Genomic DNA, 17,172 nt, shown 5'->3' with positions numbered 1-17,172 from the left:
GAAACCCATGGCTACGACCACACCCTCCGGTGTGCGGGGAGGCGGCCAGTCGGAGACCACGTCCGACGGCGCCCCCATGACCCACTCCCAGATCATGAAGGCGCTGTCCGGGCTCATGCTCGGCATGTTCGTGGCGATCCTGTCCTCCACGATCGTCTCCAACGCCCTGCCCCAGATCATCAGCGACCTCGGCGGCACCCAGTCCTCCTACACCTGGGTCGTCACCGCCGCCCTGCTGTCGATGACGGCCGCGACCCCGCTGTGGGGCAAGCTGTCCGACCTCTTCAGCAAGAAGCTGCTCGTCCAGATATCCCTGGTGATCTACGTCCTCGGCTCCGTGGTCGCGGGCCTGTCCCAGAACACCGGCATGCTGATCGCCTGCCGCGTGGTCCAGGGCATCGGCGTCGGCGGCCTCTCCGCCCTCGCCCAGATCGTGATGGCCGCGATGATCTCCCCGCGCGAGCGCGGCCGCTACAGCGGCTACCTCGGCGCGGTCTTCGCCGTCGCCACCGTCGGCGGCCCGCTGCTCGGCGGCGTCATCACCGACACCTCGTGGCTCGGCTGGCGCTGGTGCTTCTACGTCGGCGTGCCCTTCGCGGTGATCGCCCTGATCGTCCTCCAGCGCACCCTGCACCTGCCGGTCGTCCGCCGGGACGTGAAGGTCGACTGGCTGGGCGCCTTCCTGATCAGCGGCGCCGTCTCGCTGCTGCTGATCTGGGTCACCCAGGCCGGCGACTCCTACGACTGGATCTCCTGGACCACCCTGGCCATGACCGGCGGCGCCGTCGTGCTCGGCCTGCTCTTCCTCCTCGTGGAGTCCCGCGCGAGCGACCCGATCATCCCGATGCGCCTCTTCCGCAACAAGACCATCAGCCTGGCCTCGGCCGCCTCGCTCTTCGTCGGCATCGCGATGTTCTCCGGCACGGTCTTCTTCAGCCAGTACTTCCAGCTGGCCCGCGGCGAGTCCCCCACCATGTCGGGCATCCTGACCATCCCGATGATCGGCGGCCTCTTCGTCTCCTCCACGGTCTCCGGCCAGATCATCACCAAGACCGGCCGGTGGAAGGCCTTCCTGGTCTCCGGCGGCGTGCTGCTGACCGCGGGCCTCGGCTTCCTGGGCACCCTGCGCTACGACACCCCGTACTGGCGCATCGCCCTGTTCATGGCGCTGACCGGCCTCGGCCTCGGCATGATGATGCAGAACCTGGTCCTCGCCACCCAGAACCAGGTCGCCCCCGAGGACCTCGGCGCGGCCAGCTCCGTCGTCACCTTCTTCCGCTCCCTCGGCGGCGCCATGGGCGTCTCGGCGCTGGGCGCGGTCATGGCCAACCGGGTCACCCACTACGTCAAGGACGGGCTGGCCGCCCTCGGCCCGAAGGCGGCGGCCCTGGGGCACGGCGGCTCCGGCGGGGGCGGCATCCCCGACCTCGACAAGCTCCCCGCGCCGCTGCGGCAGGTCATGGAGTCCGCGTACGGGCACGGCGTCGGCGACGTCTTCCTCTACGCCGCCCCGAGCGCGCTCCTCGGACTGGTGCTGGTCGTCTTCATCAAGGAGGTCGCGCTGAAGTCGAAGCCGGCCGCGCACGCCCCGAGCGCGGAGGGCACCACCGCCGGGATCCCGGCGCAGTCGTCCGGCGAGGACTCCGAGGCCTCCTCTCAGGCCCCGTCCCAGGCCTGAGTCCGGCGGTCTGCGGCCTTGGCCTCGATGCCCGCGATCAGGACGTCGAGGGCCAGGGCGAAGTCCGCCTCGGGCGCCCGCCGGACCGTGCCCCCGCAGCCGTGCAGCGCGCAGCCGTTCAGGAACTGCGACACGGCCAGGTGGGCGCCGGTCCGGCCGGCGTCCGCCAGGCCGGCGGCCTCCAGCAGCCGCTGCAGGGCGGCGTCGAAGGCCCGCGCGTGCGGGCCGATGTTCGGGTAGACGGCGCTGAGCGGGGCCACCCACGGGTGCTCCGCCAGCAGCCTGCGGTAGCCGCAGGCCAGTCCCCTCAGCCGGCTCGGCCAGGACTCCCCCGGCGGCGGGCCGGCCGGCAGCGGCTGCTGGCCCAGGGCACTGTCCAGGGCCAGTTCGAGCAGGTCGTGCTTGGTGTCCACGTACCAGTACAGGGACATCGCGGTGACGCCCAGCTCGGCCGCCAGCCTGCGCATGGAGAAACGGCCGAGCCCCTGCGCGTCCAGCAGCCGCACGGTGGCGGCGGTGATCCGGTCCCGGTCCAGCCCCGAGGGGGCCTCGGTACGCCGTCTGACGGGGGCGGCGGGCCTCACGGCCAGCCACACACTGGTCCTGGCCTCGCCCGGATCAGCCTCGGTCACCATCGAGGTGCCCTCCTCATCACAAGGGGATCAGCCCGGAATGCCCGGTCCGCCCTCTTGATGCTAGGGGGTGCCGCGTGGATCGGGGCGGGTTCAGGACGTGCCGGTCGAAGGGGCCGTCAGGTCGTAGAAGGTGGCCCCGCCGATGGTGGTGGGCTTGAACGTCGCCCGCACCCAGCTGTCGATGGCGGTACTGGTCGACCCGCCCGGGCCGCCCTGCCCGCCCGCCCGGCCCGCCGTCCGGGACTCCCCGCCGCCCGCGCCGCCTTCGAGGCCGCCCTGGGCGATGAACCAGTGGATCCTGCCGGCCTTCACGTAGGCCTTGAACTGCTCCAGCGTCGGAGAGGGGTCACTGCCGTTGAAGCCGCCCAGGGGCATCACGGGCCGGCCGGAGGCCAGCTGGTAGCTCGCCGCGTTCTGCGAACCGATGGCGGCCGCCGCCCAGGTGTGGCGGTCGGCGTCGGCGCGCAGCGCGGCCTTGGCCCCGGCGGAGACCCGGGCCCCGTCGAGCAGTCCGCCGGCGCCGCCCCGCATGCCCGGGCCGCCGCCGCGGGCGCCCCGGCCGGATCCGGACCGGCCCGCGCCGCCCGTACCGCCGGCGCCGCCCGTACCGCCCGGCTGTCCGAAGCCCGGTGCGCCGCCCGGCGGGAAGCCCTGGGGCCCGCCCTGCGGCACGCCCCCCTGGCCGCCCTGCGGCGCCCCTTGCGGCGCGGCTCCGCCGGGACCGCCTCCGGGAAGGCCCGGCAGGCCGCCCCCGAACCGCTCCCCGCCCGGACCGAAGCGCATCCCGCCGGGACCTCCCCGCCCGCCGGCCACCGCCGGACCGGCCGTGACGATCGACCCCGTGTGACCGGTGGAGACCGTGGTCAGGCAGTACGCGAACGGGCCCGCCAGGGCAGCTCCCAGCCCCAGCGCCGCCACACCGAGCAGCACCCGGCGTCCCAGGCGGGCGGCGAACGGCAGCGCGACGGCGGCGAGGAGGCCGGCCACCAGCACCGCCCAGCGCAGCCACGGCACATAGCCGGAGGAGCGGCCGAGCAGCACGTACGACCAGACGGCGGTCAGGGCGAGGGTGCCGGACAGGGTGAGCGCGGCGGCCCGGCCGCCCCGCTCCTCCCACAGCACGGCCACGCCCATGCCCACCAGCGCCGCCACGAAGGGGGCCAGCGCGACCGTGTAGTACTGGTGGAAGATGCCCTGCATCCAGCTGAACACCGCGGCGGTGATCAGCAGGCAGCCGCCCCAGGCCAGGAAGGCCGCGCGGGCCATGCTCTGGAGGGAGTCGGCGGCCCGGCCGGCCCGCCAGGTCACCACCAGCCCCGCCACGAGCAGCACGAGCGCCGCGGGCAGCAGCCAGGAGATCTGACCGCCCACATCGGCCGAGAACAACCGGCCCGCGCCGGTCTCCCCCCAGCCCCCGCCGCGCAGGCCCGGCCCGCCCTCGGGCAGCCCGTACGCCCCGGAGCCGCCGGGGGCCCCGCCGGTCCGGCCGCCGCCCACGCTGCCGGTCTCGTTGCCGTTCAGCCGGCCGAGCCCGTTGTAGCCGAAGGTCAGCTCCAGGAAGGAGTTGTGCTGCGAACCGCCGATGTACGGGCGCGAGGAGGCGGGCCACAGCTCCACGACCGCCACCCACCAGCCTCCGGCCGCCACCATCGCGGCCCCGCCCAGCAGCAGCTGCCCGAGCCTGCGGCGCAGCCGGGTCGGCGCGCAGACGGCGTACAGCACGGCCAGCGGCGGCAGGATGAGGAAGGCCTGGAGGGTCTTGGTGAGGAAGCCCAGGCCGATCGCCGCCCCGGCCGCCACGAGCCACCCGGTCCGTGCCCCGTCGAGGGCGCGCAGCACGCAGTACACGGTGACGGTGAGCAGCAGCGTCAGCAGCGCGTCGGGGTTGTTGAAGCGGAACATCAGCGCGGCGACGGGCGTGAGGGCGAACGCGGCCCCGCTCAGCAGCGCGGCCGCGGGCCCGAACTGGCGGCGCACGGCGGCGTACAGGACGGCGGTGGTGCCGACGCCCATCAGGGCCTGCGGGACGAGGATCTGCCAGGAGCCGAGGCCGAACATCCGGACGGACAGCATCATCGGCCACAGCGCGGCCGGGGGCTTGTCGACGGTGATGGAGTTCCCGGCGTCGGAGGAGCCGAAGAAGAAGGCCTTCCAGCTCTCGGAGCCGGCCTGTACGGCGGCGGAGTAGAAGGAGTTGGCGTATCCGGACGCGCCCAGGTTCCACAGCAGGAGGACGGCGGTGGCGAGCAGCAGCGCCGCGTACGCGGGCCGCTCCCAGCCGGGCCGGCCGGCGGCGGTCCGGTCCCCGGCCGGGGACGCGTCCCGGACGCGGGCGCGGTCGGGGAGCGGGGAGTCGAAGGGTGGGAGGGCCGTGGTCATCGCTGGTCGTCCTTCACGGGAACGGGAGTGGTGCGGCGCTCGGGGAACACCCAGGCGCGGAAGAGCAGGAACCGCAGCACGGTGGCGGCGAGGTTGGCCGTGATGAGCACGGCCAGTTCGGTGCCGTGGGCGGGGTCGTCGGTGGCCGCGCCGAGGGCGGCGAGCGAACCGCTGGTCAGGGCGAGTCCGATGGCGAACACGACCAGGCCCTGGGCCTGGTGGCGCAGGGCCCGGTCGCGGCCCCGGACGCCGAAGGTGAGCCGGCGGTTGGCGGCGGTGTTGGCCACGGCGGAGACCAGCAGGGCGGCGGCGTTGGCGGCCTGCGGTCCGGTGCCGAGCCGGAAGAGCGAGTACAGGGCGAGGTAGCCGAGGGTGGAGAGCACGCCGACCGCGCAGAAGCCGAGCAGCTGGCGGGCCAGCCCGCGCGGCACGCCGGGCAGGGCGGTGCGGTCGCGCGGGTCGTCGCCGAAGGGGCGGGCCAGCCGGTCCAGGGGGAGCGCCCCCAGGGCCAGCGCCCGGCCCACCCGCCAGACGCCCTTCAGGTCCTCGGCGGCGGTCTTGACGAGGTGCACCGTGGAATCGGGGTCGTCGACCCAGTCCACCGGCACCTCGTGGATGCGCAGCCCGGCCCGCTCGGCGAGCACCAGCATCTCGGTGTCGAAGAACCATCCGGTGTCCTCGACGAGCGGCAGGAGCCGCTGCGCCACCTCCCGCCGGATGGCCTTGAAGCCGCACTGGGCGTCGCTGAACCGGGCGGCGAGCGAGGAGCGCAGCAGCAGGTTGTAGGCGCGGGAGACGAACTCCCGCTTCGCCCCCCGCACCACGCGCGAGGAGCGGGCGAGCCGGGTGCCGATGGCCAGGTCGGAATGGCCGGAGATCAGCGGGGCGACCAGGGGCAGCAGGGCGTTGAGGTCGGTGGAGAGGTCCACGTCCATGTACGCGAGGACGGGTGCCTCCGAGCCGCTCCACACGGTGCGCAGGGCGCGGCCGCGGCCCTTCTCCTCCAGCCGGACGCTGCGTACGCCGGGGATCCCGGCGGCGAGCTCGGCCGCGCACGCGGGGGTGCGGTCGGTGCTGGCGTTGTCGGCGATGGTGATGCGGAAGGGGTAGGGGAAGGTCCGGGTGAGGTGGGCGTGCAGCCGGCGCACGCAGGGGCCGAGGTCCCTTTCCTCGTTGTAGACCGGGATCACCACGTCGAGTACGGGCTCGCCGGGCACGGGCGCGAGGGGCGCCCGGGCCGGGAGGGCGTCGGAAGAGGTGTCGGTTGGCATGCTCCGACCCTCGCCGGGCGCCCTGTCACCTCGGTGTGCTGAGCCTGTGGCCCCTCTGTGAGTCCGCCGGTGTCAGGGGACGGTGGTCCGCGGTGAGGGGGAACAGCACCTCGAAGCAGGTCCGTCCGGGCTCGCTGCGCACCTCGACCCGGCCGTCGTGCGCCGTGACCACGGCCTGGACGATGGCCAGGCCCAGGCCGGTGGAGCCCGCCGCGCGGGAGCGGGAGGCGTCGCCCCGGGCGAAGCGCTCGAAGACGTGCGGCATCAGCTCGGCCGGGATCCCGGGACCGTCGTCCTCGATCCGCAGCCGGACGGCGGATGTTTCACGTGAAACACGGGCCGTCACGGTGGTCCCCGGCGGGGTGTGGGTGCGGGCGTTGGCGAGGAGGTTCACCAGGACCTGCTGGATCCGGGCCGGGTCGGCCAGGACGGGGGCGGGGTCTTCGGGCAGTTCCAGGCGCCAGTGGTGTCCGGGGCCGGCGGCCCGGGCGTCGCTGACGGCGTCGACGACGAGCGGGGCCAGGTCGGTGTCCTCGCGGGACAGCGGGCGGCCCGCGTCCAGCCGGGCCAGCAGGAGCAGGTCCTCGACCAGACCGGTCATCCGGGTGGCCTCGGACTCGATCCGGGCCAGCGCGTGGCGGGTGTCGGGGCCGGGCTCCTCCCTGCCCCGGCGGGTGAGTTCGGCGTAGCCGCGGATGGAGGCGAGCGGGGTGCGCAGCTCGTGGGAGGCGTCCGCGACGAACTGGCGGACCTGCGTCTCGCTCTGCTGGCGTGCCGTCAGCGCGGAGGAGACGTGGCCCAGCATCCGGTTGAGGGCCGCACCGACCTGCCCCACCTCGGTACGGGGGTCGGCCTCGGCCTCGGGTACCCGTTCGTGCAGGGCCGGTTCCCCGCTGTGCAGGGGGAGTTCGGAGACCCGGGTGGCGGTGGCGGCGACCCGGCGCAGCGGGCGCAGGGCGACCGCGACCAGGGCCTGTCCGGCGAGGGAGGCGGCGATCAGCCCGGCGAGGGTGACGCAGACCTCCACGGCGATCAGGGTGTTCACGGTGGAGTCCACACCCCTGAGCGGGAAGGCGAGCACCAGGACCCCGTCGGGCGCGGCCAGCGCCCGGTAGGCGCCGAGGCCCGGCAGGTCCACGTCCACCGTGCGGGGCCGGCCGGGGCCGGCGGTCCGCGCGACGTGCTCCAGCACGGCCGTCTGCGCCTCGGTGAGGACCTCCCGGTGGTCGAGCCCCGGTCCCTCCACGGGGGCGATCCTGGCGCCGCCGATCACCTTCCCGACCGGGTCGAGCCGGATCCCGGCGGCACCCATGGGGGAGCCGGGGGCGAAGACGAAGCCGAGGCTGCCCTCGCGGGCCGCCTTGCCCGCGCCCGGTCCCCGGACGGCCATCCCCACGGAGTTGTCCAGCTGCTTGTCCAGCTCGCCCATCAGGCGGGAGCGCATGGCGAGGGTGGTGACGGTCCCGATGGCCGCGCCCACCACGGCGATCAGCGCCACCGCGGACACGACCAGCCGGGTGCGCAGCGACCACGGCCGCCGGCGGCGCGGTCCGCGGCGTCCGGACCGCGGCCGTGTGAGGCGGAGTGCCACTACTCGGCCGGCTTGATCAGGTAGCCGGCGCCGCGCCGGGTGTGGATCATCGGGGGCAGCCCGGTGCCGCCCTCCAGCTTCCGGCGCAGGTAGGAGATGTAGAGCTCGACCACGTTGGCCTGGCCGCCGAAGTCGTACGACCACACCCGGTCCAGGATCTGCGCCTTGCTGAGGACCCGGCGCGGATTGCGCATCAGGTAGCGCAGCAGCTCGAACTCGGTGGCGGTCAGATGGACCTCACGGCCGCCCCGGACCACCTCGTGGCTGTCCTCGTCGAGGCTCAGGTCACCGACGGTGAGGACCGAGCCGCCGCGCGCGGCCTGCGCCGCTCCGGAGCGCCGGACCAGTCCGCGCAGCCGGGCCACGACCTCCTCCAGGCTGAACGGCTTGGTGACGTAGTCGTCGCCGCCCGCCGTCAGGCCCGCGATGCGGTCCTCGACGGAGTCCTTGGCGGTCAGGAACAGCACCGGGACCTGCGGGATCTCCCGGCGGAGCAGGCCGAGCACGGCCAGCCCGTCCATGTCCGGCAGCATGACGTCGAGGACCACCACGTCCGGCCGGAACTCCCGCGCCGCCCGGACGGCGCCCGCTCCGTCACCGGCGCTGCGGACCTCGCAGCCCTCGTAGCGCAGGGCCATGGACAGCAGCTCGGAGAGGGAGGCCTCGTCGTCGACGACGAGGACCCGGCAGGGACCCCCGTCGGGGCGCCGCAGCGCCGTCGGGTTGGCGGTGGACGTGGACGCGTGGGAGGTGGTCGTCGCTGTCATGCCCCCACGCTGGCCCGCGCCCGTGAGAGCGATCTTGCCCCAACCTGTGAATCTCCTGAGAAAGGGATCGGGGCGGACCGGGCCGTCAGCCGGGCAGGGAGAACAGCCGGGCGCCGTTGTCGTGGCAGACCGCGCGCAGCCAGTCGTCGCCGAGCCCGAGGCGTTCCAGGGCCTCCAGCTGGTGCTCGTAGGGGTAGGGGATGTTGGGGAAGTCGGTCCCGAGCAGGATCCGGTCCCCGAGGTCGGCGAGCCGTCCGAGGTCCCCGGGCGGGAAGCCGCTGAACTGCGCCGAGAAGTCGGTGAAGGCCATGGTGGTGTCCAGCCGCACCTCGCGGTGGCGGTCGGCGAGGTCGAGGAAGTCGGCGTACTCGGGCATCCCCATGTGCGCGACGACCAGCGGCAGCCGGGGGTGGCGGGCCAGCAGCCGGGCGATCGGCCCGGGCCCGGTGTACGCGGCCGCGACGGGCCCGGAGCCGCAGTGGACCACGACCGGGATCCCCGCCTCGGCGAGCAGCCCCCACACCGGTGTGAGCAGGGGGTCGTTCGGGTCGTACCCGCCGACCTGGAGGTGGGCCTTGAAGACGCGGGCGCCGCGCTCCACGGCCCGCCCGACGTAGGCGGCCGCGTCCTCCTCCGGGAAGAAGGTCGCGGTGTGCAGGCAGTCGGGGGTGCGGGCGGCGAAGTCCTCGGCCCAGGCGTTGAGCCAGGCGGCCATCGCGGGCTTGTGGGGGTACAGCATCGAGGTGAAGGCCCGCACGCCGAACTCCCGCAGCAGCGCGACCCGCTGCTCTTCCTCGTGCCGGTAGGTGATCGGCCACTCGACGCCGGTCAGCGGGCCGGCGGCGTCGAAGTAGTCCCACACCTTGCGCATCACCCGGTCCGGCATGAAGTGCGTGTGCACGTCCACCAGTGCGGGCAGGCCCAGCCGGTCGCGGAAGGCCCGGACGGCCTCAGCCGTGGCGGGCAAAGCCGTGGCTCCGCTCGACGGTCGCGACGTGCAGGGTGTAGCTCTCGTACCAGTGGTCGCGGCCCCGGCTCATGGCCGCCTGGTGCTCCAGGTCCGTGCGCCACGCGGTCAGGGAGGTGTGGTCGCGGAAGTAGGCGACGGTGATGCCGAGGCCCCCGGGGGTGCGCGCGGACTCGTACCCGAGGAAGCCGGGGTTGTCCCGGACGAGCTCGTTCATCCGGGCGTTGACCTCCGGGTAGCCGGTGTCGTCGGGGGTGCGGACATTGCTGAATACGGCCATGACGTAAGGCGGTTCGAACGCCGGAACGGGCTGGATGCTCATGACCGCCACCCTCTGCGGAAGCCCCTCGGCATGTCCACCGGAAACGGCCCCGGGCGTCCAAAGGGATCCAAGTCTTGACCTTCGGGGGCCCCGCGGCTCCCGGTCAGAACAGCCCGTCCTGCCCGCCCGGCCGGGCGGGCGGGGCGGCGGCCGCCGTCGGGGCGTCGGTCGCCGCCCGGTCGGGTGCGGCGGCCAGCTCCCAGCCGGCCAGCAGCCGGGTGTCCACCACGAGCCCGTCCGCGAAGTGCAGGTCCGGTCCCGCGGCGCCCGCCAGCCGCCCCACGACGGCCGCGCCGGGCAGCAGTTCGGTGACCACGCGGGCCGGGGCGGGCAGTGCGGCCAGCCCGAACGGACCGGCGTGGTCGGTGGTCGCGCACCCCAGCCGCTCCAGCGACTCCGGCCACCCCGGGAGCCCCGCCGCCCGGGCGTGCAGTTCGGCCACCTCCCGCGCCCGCTCGGCCTCCGGCGGCAGCCCGGCCCGCACGGCGCGCTTGCGGGCGTAGGCGATCCGGTCCGGCACGCCGAGGGCGGCGCGCAGCAGCTCCTCGGTCCGGCGCGCCGCCATCAGCGGCCCGCGCCCCAGCCAGGTCCAGGTCACCGCCCCCTGCTCCAGCAGCCGTACCGCACCGCGCTCCTCGGCGGTGATGCCGACCTTGACCATCCCGGGCCCGAACCACGCCAGGTACACCCGGTACGGGCGCGGATCGGCGGCGTTGGTGTCGGCCGCCACCGAGAAGGACCGGTCCAGCCGGGCGCACTCGGGACACTGGGCACTCCCGGCCCGCCCCGGCACCGTCCGGCCCGCCGGGCACGGGGTCCGCTTCCCGGCCCGCCGCACGCCGAGGCAGTGCCGCTCGCCCCGGGCGGCGAAGGCCAGCCGCTGCCCGTAGCTGAGCGGACTGCGGCGCTCGCCCCGCCCGGGCCCGGACCACCCGATGGCGGGCCGCCCGTCGCTCCACCGGATCCCGGTGCACCACCAGCCCCCGGCGGCGGTCACAGGGGCAGCGGCCGCTCGAAGAAGGTCTCCAGGACCACGGTCGCCTGCGTCCCGCTGACCCCGTCGATGGCGTAGAGGCGGCGCAGCACGTCCTGGAGCTGCTCGGTGGTGGCCGTGCGGACCTTCACCAGCACGGAGGCGCTGCCGGCGATGATGTGCGCCTCCTGGATCTCCGGGATCGCCGCGAAGTCCCCGGCCGACTCGCCCATCCAGGCGTTGGAGTCGACCATCACGTAGGCCAGCACCCCGCTGCCGACGGCCGCCGGATCCACGTCGACCGTGGTCCGTCTGATCACCCCGCGCTCGCGCAGTTTGCGCACCCGCTCGTGGGTGGCTCCCGCCGAGAGCCCCACGGCCGTCCCGAGGGCGGCGTAGGACTGCCCCGCGTCCTCCTGGAGGCGCAGGAGCAGCGCCCGGTCGATGTCGTCCACGCGTTCTTCCTCCCAAGTGCCCGCCCGCCCTTGCGAAGACGGTACCTGATCCTGCAATCTCACCGTCAAGCCGAATGACATTCGGCCTTCCACTCTGATGGGGGAACCATGTTGGGTATTGCCGACCTCGCCCTGTACGAGATCCTGGACGAGCGCTTCCGGACCGGCCGCTGCGCCAACGGCGACCTCCGCCTGGAGCGGCTCCACGACGGCTGCCGCTGGGCCGAGGGCCCGCTGTACCTGCCGGCCTGGCGGCAGCTGGTGTGGAGCGACATCCCCAACGACCGGATGCTCCGCTGGGACGAGGCGACGGGCGCGGTGTCCGCCTTCCGCACCCCGGCCGGCCACCCCAACGGCAACACCCTCGACCGCGAGGGCCGCCTGATCACCTGTGAACAGGGCAACCGCCGCGTCACCCGCACCGAGCCCGACGGCAGCCTCACCGTCATCGCCGACCGCCACGACGGCAAGCGGCTCAACAGCCCGAACGACGCGGTGGTGCGTTCCGACGGGTCGATCTGGTTCTCCGACCCCGACTTCGGCATCACCAACGACTACGAGGGCCGGCGCGCCCCGAGCGAGATCGGCTCCTGCAACCTCTACCGCGCCGACCCGGCCACCGGCGAGGTCCGCCTCGTGGCCGACGGCTTCCTCGGGCCGAACGGGCTGGTCTTCTCCCCCGACGAGAGCGAGCTGTACGCGGCAGACACCCGCGCGGGCCACATCCGCGCCTTCACGGTCGGGGACGACGGCACGCTGGGCGGGGACCGGGTCTTCACGGCGTGCCCCTCGGTCGACAACATCCGCTTCGACGACGAGGGCCGGCTCTGGGCGGCCGCGATGGAGTCGGGCGTGCACTGCTACGCGGCGGACGGCGACCTCATCGGCCGCCTGCGCGTCCCGGAACCCGTCTCGAACATCGCCTTCGGCGGCCCGAAGAACAACCGCCTCTTCATCACCGCCACCACCTCGCTCTACTCGCTGGTGATGTCGGTGACGGGCCTCCCCCGCGTCCTGCCCGCCCGCCGGCCCTAGCCGACGGGGACGGCCCGTCCGGACATACGCGAGAGGCCCTCAGGATTTCTCCTGAGGGCCTCTCGGGCTGTGCACTCGGCAGGATTCGAACCTGCAACCTTCTGATCCGTAGTCAGATGCTCTATCCGTTAAGCTACGAGTGCTTGGCTTCCCGGCGTTTTCTGCCCGGTTGGCCTTGCGAGAACAACAATACATGGACCTCGCCGGGACGCGAAATCCATAAGCCGCAACGCCTCTGACCTGCGGAAACATGCTGAACGAAGATCGTCGGACCTGTTCCGGGCGGAGCGCGGGAGCCCCGGCGGTTACCCACGGAGGGCCGTCCCAAACGCCAAGGCCCGCCTTCGAGCCCCGAACGCACCGAAGCCCCGGTCCGTCAGGACCGGGGCTTCGGTGAGGTGCGGAGGCGGAGGGATTTGAACCCTCGATGGGGTGTAAGCCCCAAACCGCATTAGCAGTGCGGCGCCATAGACCGGACTAGGCGACGCCTCCAGCACACCCCCGTAACGAGGGCGCGTGCAGATGATGACACAGCCGCGGGGCCGGTCACCAATCCGCTCCCACGGTACAAGGAGCCGGGCCCACAGGGCAAAGCCTTAAGCCCTCTTCCTTGATCCCTTTCGCCCGGACCCTCCCCGTCGCAACGTCCGGGCGGGCGGGTCGTTGGTGAGGCGTACGACGTACGGACGACCTGGAGTGCCCCATGCTGCGTCTCGCCGCCTTCGCCGTCACCTCCGCGCTGGCCGCCGCGGCGGCCGGACCGCTGCCGCCGCTGCCCCTGGGCCGGCTGCTGGCTTCCCCCGACCGGCTGACGATCGACATCTCCAAGGCGGGCGGCCTCGACGGCCGGTACCGCCTCGACTGCCGGCCCGTCGGCGGCGACCACCCCAAGGCGGAGGAGGCCTGCGCCCGCCTCGACGCGCTCACGAGGCAGGGGAAGGACCCGTTCGGCCCCGCGCCGAAGCCCGGCGTGTGCACCTTCCAGAGCGGCGGACCGGCCACCGCGCACATCACGGGAACGTGGCACGGACAGAAGGTGGACAGCTGGTTCGGACGCGAGAACGGGTGCGACATCGCCCGCTGGGACAACCTGGAACCTGTCCTTCCGACTGCGGGTGCCTGACCTGGGAGGATGCGGCGGATGCGCGGTTTCCCCCGTTCATCCGCCCCCTCTCGGCGGGACGGTGCCCTTAGACTCCTCCCGTGACATGCCGGTAGTCGTGGTCAGGGAGGACGCTCGTCGTGAGCAGCAGGCCATCCCGAGGCGCTGCTCGCCTCGCAGCAATACTCGACGCGCTTCCGGACGCGCTGTTGCTCGTCAACGCCAACGGCACGGTCGTCAACGCGAATTCGATCGCCCTCGAGGTCATGGAGAGCCCCGGCACCGGTCTCGTCGGCCGCGGTGTGCTCGACCTCTTCCCCGAGTTCGACTCGAAACTGATCCCCGGTTCGATGCGCCGTCCCGGCGACGAGCTGACGGGCCGCTCCAAGCCGAAACGGATGACCGCGCGCCGCACCGACGGCACCGAGTTCCCCGTCGAGGTCACCAGCGCCCACCTCGACGGCCGTGACGCCTACCGCGAGCCCCAGCCGTACACCGGCGACGAGCTGCTGATGCTGGTCGTGCGCGACCTCACCGAGGCCGTGGACACCGAGGCCGAGCTGGCCCGCTCCCAGCGGCAGACCGAGATGATCCTGCGCGCCGCCGCCGAGGGCGTGGTGGGCACCGACACCGACGGCCGCGTGGTCCTGGTCAACCCGGCGGCCGCCCAGATCCTCGGCTACCGCGCCACCGACCTCGGCAACCGCGAGCTGCACGGGCTGATCCAGCACTCGCGCGCCGACGGCTCGCCCTTCCCCTTCGACGAGTCCCCGCTCGCCGACACCCTGCGCAGCGGACGCAAGCACCGGGTCCGCGGCCAGGTGCTGTGGAACAAGGCCGGCCAGGCCGTGGCCGTCGACCTGACCACCTCGCCCGTACGGGACGGGGACCTGCTCGTCGGCGCCGTCATGACCTTCACCGACCGGCGCCCCTACGACGCGCTCGCCGCACGCCACGCCCAGCTGGTGGCCGTGCTCGGGGACGCGCTGCGCGGGCCGCTGGAGGAACTGCGCGGGGAGCTGGCCACGCTGGCCGCCGACGACGGCGGGCAGCTGTGGCCCGAGGCCAACCAGCTGCTGCACCATCTGGCCGCCGGGTACTCGCGGATGACCACCCTGGTGGACAACGTCCTCGGCTACCAGCGCCTGGACGCGGGCAGCGAGAAGCTCAAGAAGCGGAACGTCCTCATCAACGAGGTCGTCAAGACCGGCATCGACGGGGCGGTCGAGCTGATCGGCCCCGGCCGGGCGCAGTTCGCCGTCCACGCCCCGACCATCGAGGCCGAAGTGGACCCGGAGCGGGTCGCGACCGCCCTGGCCCATCTGGTCGCGGACGTGGCCGGGGTGGACGCCACCGGCAAGACCCGTCAGGGCAGCGGGTACAGCGACTCCACGATCGTGGTGGCCGCGGCCCAGCGCGGCGAGGTCGTACGGATCGAGGTGCGCGGCCCCTACGAGGGCGGCAACCCCGTGCACGAGCCGATCGTGCGCGGCGTGGTCACCGCGCACGGCGGGCTCCTGCAGACGGTGGAGGTACCCGGCGCGCCGGGCGGGGCGTACGTCCTGGAGCTGCCGCTGGGCGCGGGGGCCGGGACGGTGGAGCTGCCCGAGCCCGAACCGGAGGCCGCACCGGAGCCCGAGGCCGCACCGGCGACGGTCTCCGGCGGCCGACGGGGCCGGCGCGGGGTGGACGCCTTCCTGGAGGACGGCAACGGCGAGGCGGACGGCGCCGGGGGCCGCGAGGCCGGAGGCGCGCTGGCGCTGCCGTCCGGGCGCCGCCGCGCGGACGGTGAGGCCCCCGCCCAGGACGCCGAGGGGTCCGGCCCGGCGGAACTCGCCCAGTCCCCGGTGAACCCGGCGGGGCTCGGTACCGGGCGCCGGCGCGGACGTGACGGCGACGACGGCCCGGGCTCCGGGCGGGCGGACGGCGGACGGCCCGTGCCCCCGCAGGGCACCGCCCTGCCGGCGCTGCCGCCCGTACCGGCCGTTCCCCCCGTTCCGGTGACCGAGCATCCGGCCGGGCGCCGGCGTGCGCTGGGGCCGGTGGCCGCACCCGCGCAGCCCGGCGGTCCGGTGCCCGCGGCCGGTCGTGCGGCTCCCGCGGGATCCCGCGTCGCGCCCGAGGGCGGCTTCGCGCTGCCCCCGGGCCCGTCCGCCGCCGCCCCGGCCGGCGCCGCCGAGGCCGACGCCGACGGCCCGGGCGGGCGCCGTGCCCGCCGCGTGCTCGGCGCGCCCGCGACCCCCGACCCGCAGGCCCCGGCCGCCCCCGGCGGCGGCGAGGACCCCGCGCTCCCGACCGGGCGGCGCCGTGCGCTGCCCGCGACCCCCGCCTGGCCCGTCCCGGCGGCCCGGACCGCGCCCGAGGACACCGGGTCCGCGGCGGCCGCCGTGCCCGGCGCCCGGCAGCCCGCGGACGCCCCGGCGGGCGGGCAGCCGATCAGCGTGCGCGCGCTCGGCACCCTGGGCCAGGGCATCTCCGTGGACCCGGGTGCCGCGGGACCCGGCGGGTCCGGCTCCGGCCGGCGCCGCCGGCTCTCCGAACCCGCGCCCCAGGGCCGTGCCTTCGCCATAGGAGCCCCGGAGGCGGGAGCCGCCGAGGGTCCCGAGCCGCTCGACGGCCCGGGCGGTGCCGTCGAGGTGGTCAACCGCCCCGTGCCGCGGCCCGTGGACGACGAGCTCCCGCCCGAGCCGCTCGACAACCCGCGCCGGCTGCTCGTGTGGCCCGCGCCGGACGCGCAGACGCAGCAGGCGCTCAGCGACCGCGGCTACCGCCCGGTGATCGTGCACTCCCGCGAGGAGGTGGACGCGCAGATCGCGGCCTTCCCGGCAGCGCTGTTCGTCGACCCGCTGACCGGGCCCATCACCCGGACCGCCCTGCAGGCCCTGCGCCAGGCCGCGGTGGCCGCCGAGGTCCCCGTCCTGGTCACGGCCGGGCTGGGGCACGCCACGCGCGAGGCGGCGTACGGAGCCGATCCGGCCGTCCTGCTCAAGGCGCTCGCGCCGCGCGACAGCGAGCAGCACCCTTCGCGCGTCCTGCTGATCGAGGAGCACGAGGAGGTCGCCACCGCGCTGACCGCCGCGCTGGAGCGGCGCGGCCTCCAGGTCGCCCGTGCGGGCGCGGACACCGACGCCGTGGAGCTGGCGACCCGGATGCGGCCCAACCTGGTGGTCATGGACCTGATGCAGGTGCGCCGCCGGCGGGCCGGGATCGTGGACTGGCTGCGTGCCAACGGCCTGCTGAACCGGACCCCGCTGGTCGTCTACACGGCCACCGGGATCGAGCCGTCCGACCGGCCTCGGCTGGCCTCCGGGGAGAGCGTGCTGTTCCTGGCCGAGCGGTCCAACACCGCGGACGTACAGGGCCGCATCGTGGACCTCCTGGCCAAGATCGGCACCAACTAGCCATCCTGGTCCGATGGCCCTCACCGACACGACCGAGCGCAGCGTCCCCGCCGACAACGGGGAGGTGAGCCTGCTCATCGCGCGTCAGGTGGAGCCGGGCTACGAGGAGGCGTTCGAGACCTGGGCGCGCGGCATCCTGGAGACCGCCGCGCGCTTCCCGGACCACCTCGGCTACGGGCTGTTCCGGCCGGCGGCCGAGGGCGCCCCCTGGTTCCTCGTGCATCGCTTCCGCGACCAGGAGGCGTTCCAGCGGTGGCAGGACTCGCCCGAGCGGGCCGAGTGGTTCGCGCACTGCGAGGGCCACCACCACACCGAGATAGCCCGGCGCGAGCTGCACGGCATGGAGACCTGGTTCGCCAAGCCGGGTACGACCCGGCCCGCGCCGCCGCGGTGGAAGATGGCCATCAGCTCGGGACTGGCCATCTTCCCGATCTCGCTGGTGGGCAACGCGGTGCTCGGGCCGTACCTGGTGGACCTCGGCTCCGTGCTGCGGACGGCCGTCTTCGCGGCCGTCTTCAGCACCCTGATGACCTACGCGGCCATGCCCGCCGTCAGCCGGCTGCTGCGGCCGTGGCTGACCCGCGGCTGACGTCCGG

At 74.4% G+C, this 17,172-nt stretch carries 14 protein-coding genes and 2 tRNA genes; 5 read left to right on the top strand and 11 right to left on the bottom strand.

Going from position 1 to position 17,172, the window contains the following annotated elements:
- The first annotated feature begins 7 nt into the window (after nucleotides 1-7).
- Nucleotides 8-1,678: an MDR family MFS transporter gene (locus ACIRBY_RS13975; RefSeq protein ID WP_403900375.1), complete on the top strand. Its 1,671-nt coding sequence runs from the start codon at nucleotides 8-10 to the stop codon at nucleotides 1,676-1,678.
- Here the strand turns inward: ACIRBY_RS13975 and ACIRBY_RS13970 are convergent.
- The 9 genes from ACIRBY_RS13970 to ACIRBY_RS13930 form a co-directional block, all read right to left on the bottom strand.
- Nucleotides 1,657-2,313, bottom strand: a complete 657-nt coding sequence (locus ACIRBY_RS13970) for a TetR family transcriptional regulator (RefSeq protein WP_403900373.1) — start codon at nucleotides 2,311-2,313, stop codon at nucleotides 1,657-1,659. The genes ACIRBY_RS13975 and ACIRBY_RS13970 overlap by 22 nt on opposite strands.
- 90 nt (nucleotides 2,314-2,403) lie before the next feature.
- The gene (locus ACIRBY_RS13965; RefSeq protein ID WP_403900371.1) at nucleotides 2,404-4,692 is read right to left on the bottom strand and encodes a glycosyltransferase family 39 protein; all 2,289 of its coding nucleotides are present in this window, start codon (nucleotides 4,690-4,692) and stop codon (nucleotides 2,404-2,406) included.
- Entirely contained in the window at nucleotides 4,689-5,963 is a 1,275-nt protein-coding gene (locus ACIRBY_RS13960; RefSeq protein ID WP_403900369.1) for a glycosyltransferase, read from the bottom strand. Before ACIRBY_RS13960 ends, ACIRBY_RS13965 begins: the two co-directional genes overlap by 4 nt.
- A gap of 25 nt (nucleotides 5,964-5,988) precedes the next feature.
- A complete protein-coding gene (locus ACIRBY_RS13955) occupies nucleotides 5,989-7,470 on the bottom strand; it encodes a sensor histidine kinase (RefSeq protein WP_403900367.1) in 1,482 nt (493 codons plus the stop codon).
- 83 nt (nucleotides 7,471-7,553) lie between these two features.
- A complete protein-coding gene (locus ACIRBY_RS13950) occupies nucleotides 7,554-8,321 on the bottom strand; it encodes a response regulator transcription factor (RefSeq protein ID WP_403900365.1) in 768 nt (255 codons plus the stop codon).
- An 85-nt stretch (nucleotides 8,322-8,406) separates the two neighbouring features.
- Nucleotides 8,407-9,288, bottom strand: a complete 882-nt coding sequence (locus ACIRBY_RS13945; RefSeq protein ID WP_403900363.1) for an amidohydrolase family protein — start codon at nucleotides 9,286-9,288, stop codon at nucleotides 8,407-8,409.
- Entirely contained in the window at nucleotides 9,272-9,610 is a 339-nt protein-coding gene (locus tag ACIRBY_RS13940) for an antibiotic biosynthesis monooxygenase family protein (RefSeq protein ID WP_403900361.1), read from the bottom strand. Before ACIRBY_RS13940 ends, ACIRBY_RS13945 begins: the two co-directional genes overlap by 17 nt.
- Before the next feature lie 103 nt (nucleotides 9,611-9,713).
- Complete coding sequence (locus tag ACIRBY_RS13935) at nucleotides 9,714-10,607, bottom strand: DUF2797 domain-containing protein (protein ID WP_403900359.1); 894 nt, start codon at nucleotides 10,605-10,607, stop codon at nucleotides 9,714-9,716.
- Nucleotides 10,604-11,038 (bottom strand): Lrp/AsnC family transcriptional regulator, encoded by a 435-nt coding sequence (locus ACIRBY_RS13930; protein ID WP_366453730.1) that lies wholly within the window; start codon nucleotides 11,036-11,038, stop codon nucleotides 10,604-10,606. The genes ACIRBY_RS13935 and ACIRBY_RS13930 overlap by 4 nt, the downstream gene beginning before the upstream one ends.
- Nucleotides 11,039-11,146: 108 nt before the next feature.
- Between ACIRBY_RS13930 and ACIRBY_RS13925 the strand changes: the two genes are divergently transcribed.
- Entirely contained in the window at nucleotides 11,147-12,073 is a 927-nt protein-coding gene (locus tag ACIRBY_RS13925) for an SMP-30/gluconolactonase/LRE family protein (protein WP_403900356.1), read from the top strand.
- Between the two features lie 70 nt (nucleotides 12,074-12,143).
- Here ACIRBY_RS13925 and ACIRBY_RS13920 read toward each other — a convergent pair.
- Nucleotides 12,144-12,216, bottom strand: a tRNA-Arg gene (locus tag ACIRBY_RS13920).
- A 258-nt stretch (nucleotides 12,217-12,474) separates the two neighbouring features.
- Nucleotides 12,475-12,565: transfer RNA gene (locus tag ACIRBY_RS13915), tRNA-Ser, on the bottom strand.
- 211 nt (nucleotides 12,566-12,776) lie between these two features.
- Between ACIRBY_RS13915 and ACIRBY_RS13910 the strand changes: the two genes are divergently transcribed.
- The 3 genes from ACIRBY_RS13910 to ACIRBY_RS13900 all read left to right on the top strand — a co-directional run bounded on the left by ACIRBY_RS13910 (nucleotide 12,777) and on the right by ACIRBY_RS13900 (nucleotide 17,165).
- The gene (locus ACIRBY_RS13910; protein ID WP_403900354.1) at nucleotides 12,777-13,196 is read left to right on the top strand and encodes an SSI family serine proteinase inhibitor; all 420 of its coding nucleotides are present in this window, start codon (nucleotides 12,777-12,779) and stop codon (nucleotides 13,194-13,196) included.
- Nucleotides 13,197-13,315: 119 nt separating this feature from the next.
- A complete protein-coding gene (locus ACIRBY_RS13905; protein WP_403900352.1) occupies nucleotides 13,316-16,576 on the top strand; it encodes a PAS domain-containing protein in 3,261 nt (1,086 codons plus the stop codon).
- Between the two features lie 13 nt (nucleotides 16,577-16,589).
- Nucleotides 16,590-17,165 carry an antibiotic biosynthesis monooxygenase gene (locus ACIRBY_RS13900; RefSeq protein ID WP_403900350.1) on the top strand — a complete coding sequence of 192 codons (576 nt, stop codon included), beginning with the start codon at nucleotides 16,590-16,592 and terminating at the stop codon, nucleotides 17,163-17,165.
- Nucleotides 17,166-17,172 lie beyond the last annotated feature (7 nt).

The sequence above is a fragment of the Streptomyces sp. NPDC096136 genome (assembly GCF_044763325.1).
In the GTDB taxonomy this organism is placed as follows: domain Bacteria; phylum Actinomycetota; class Actinomycetes; order Streptomycetales; family Streptomycetaceae; genus Streptomyces.
The sequence above is the reverse complement of the archived record's forward strand: the minus strand, read 5'-3'. Positions and strand labels throughout refer to the sequence as shown.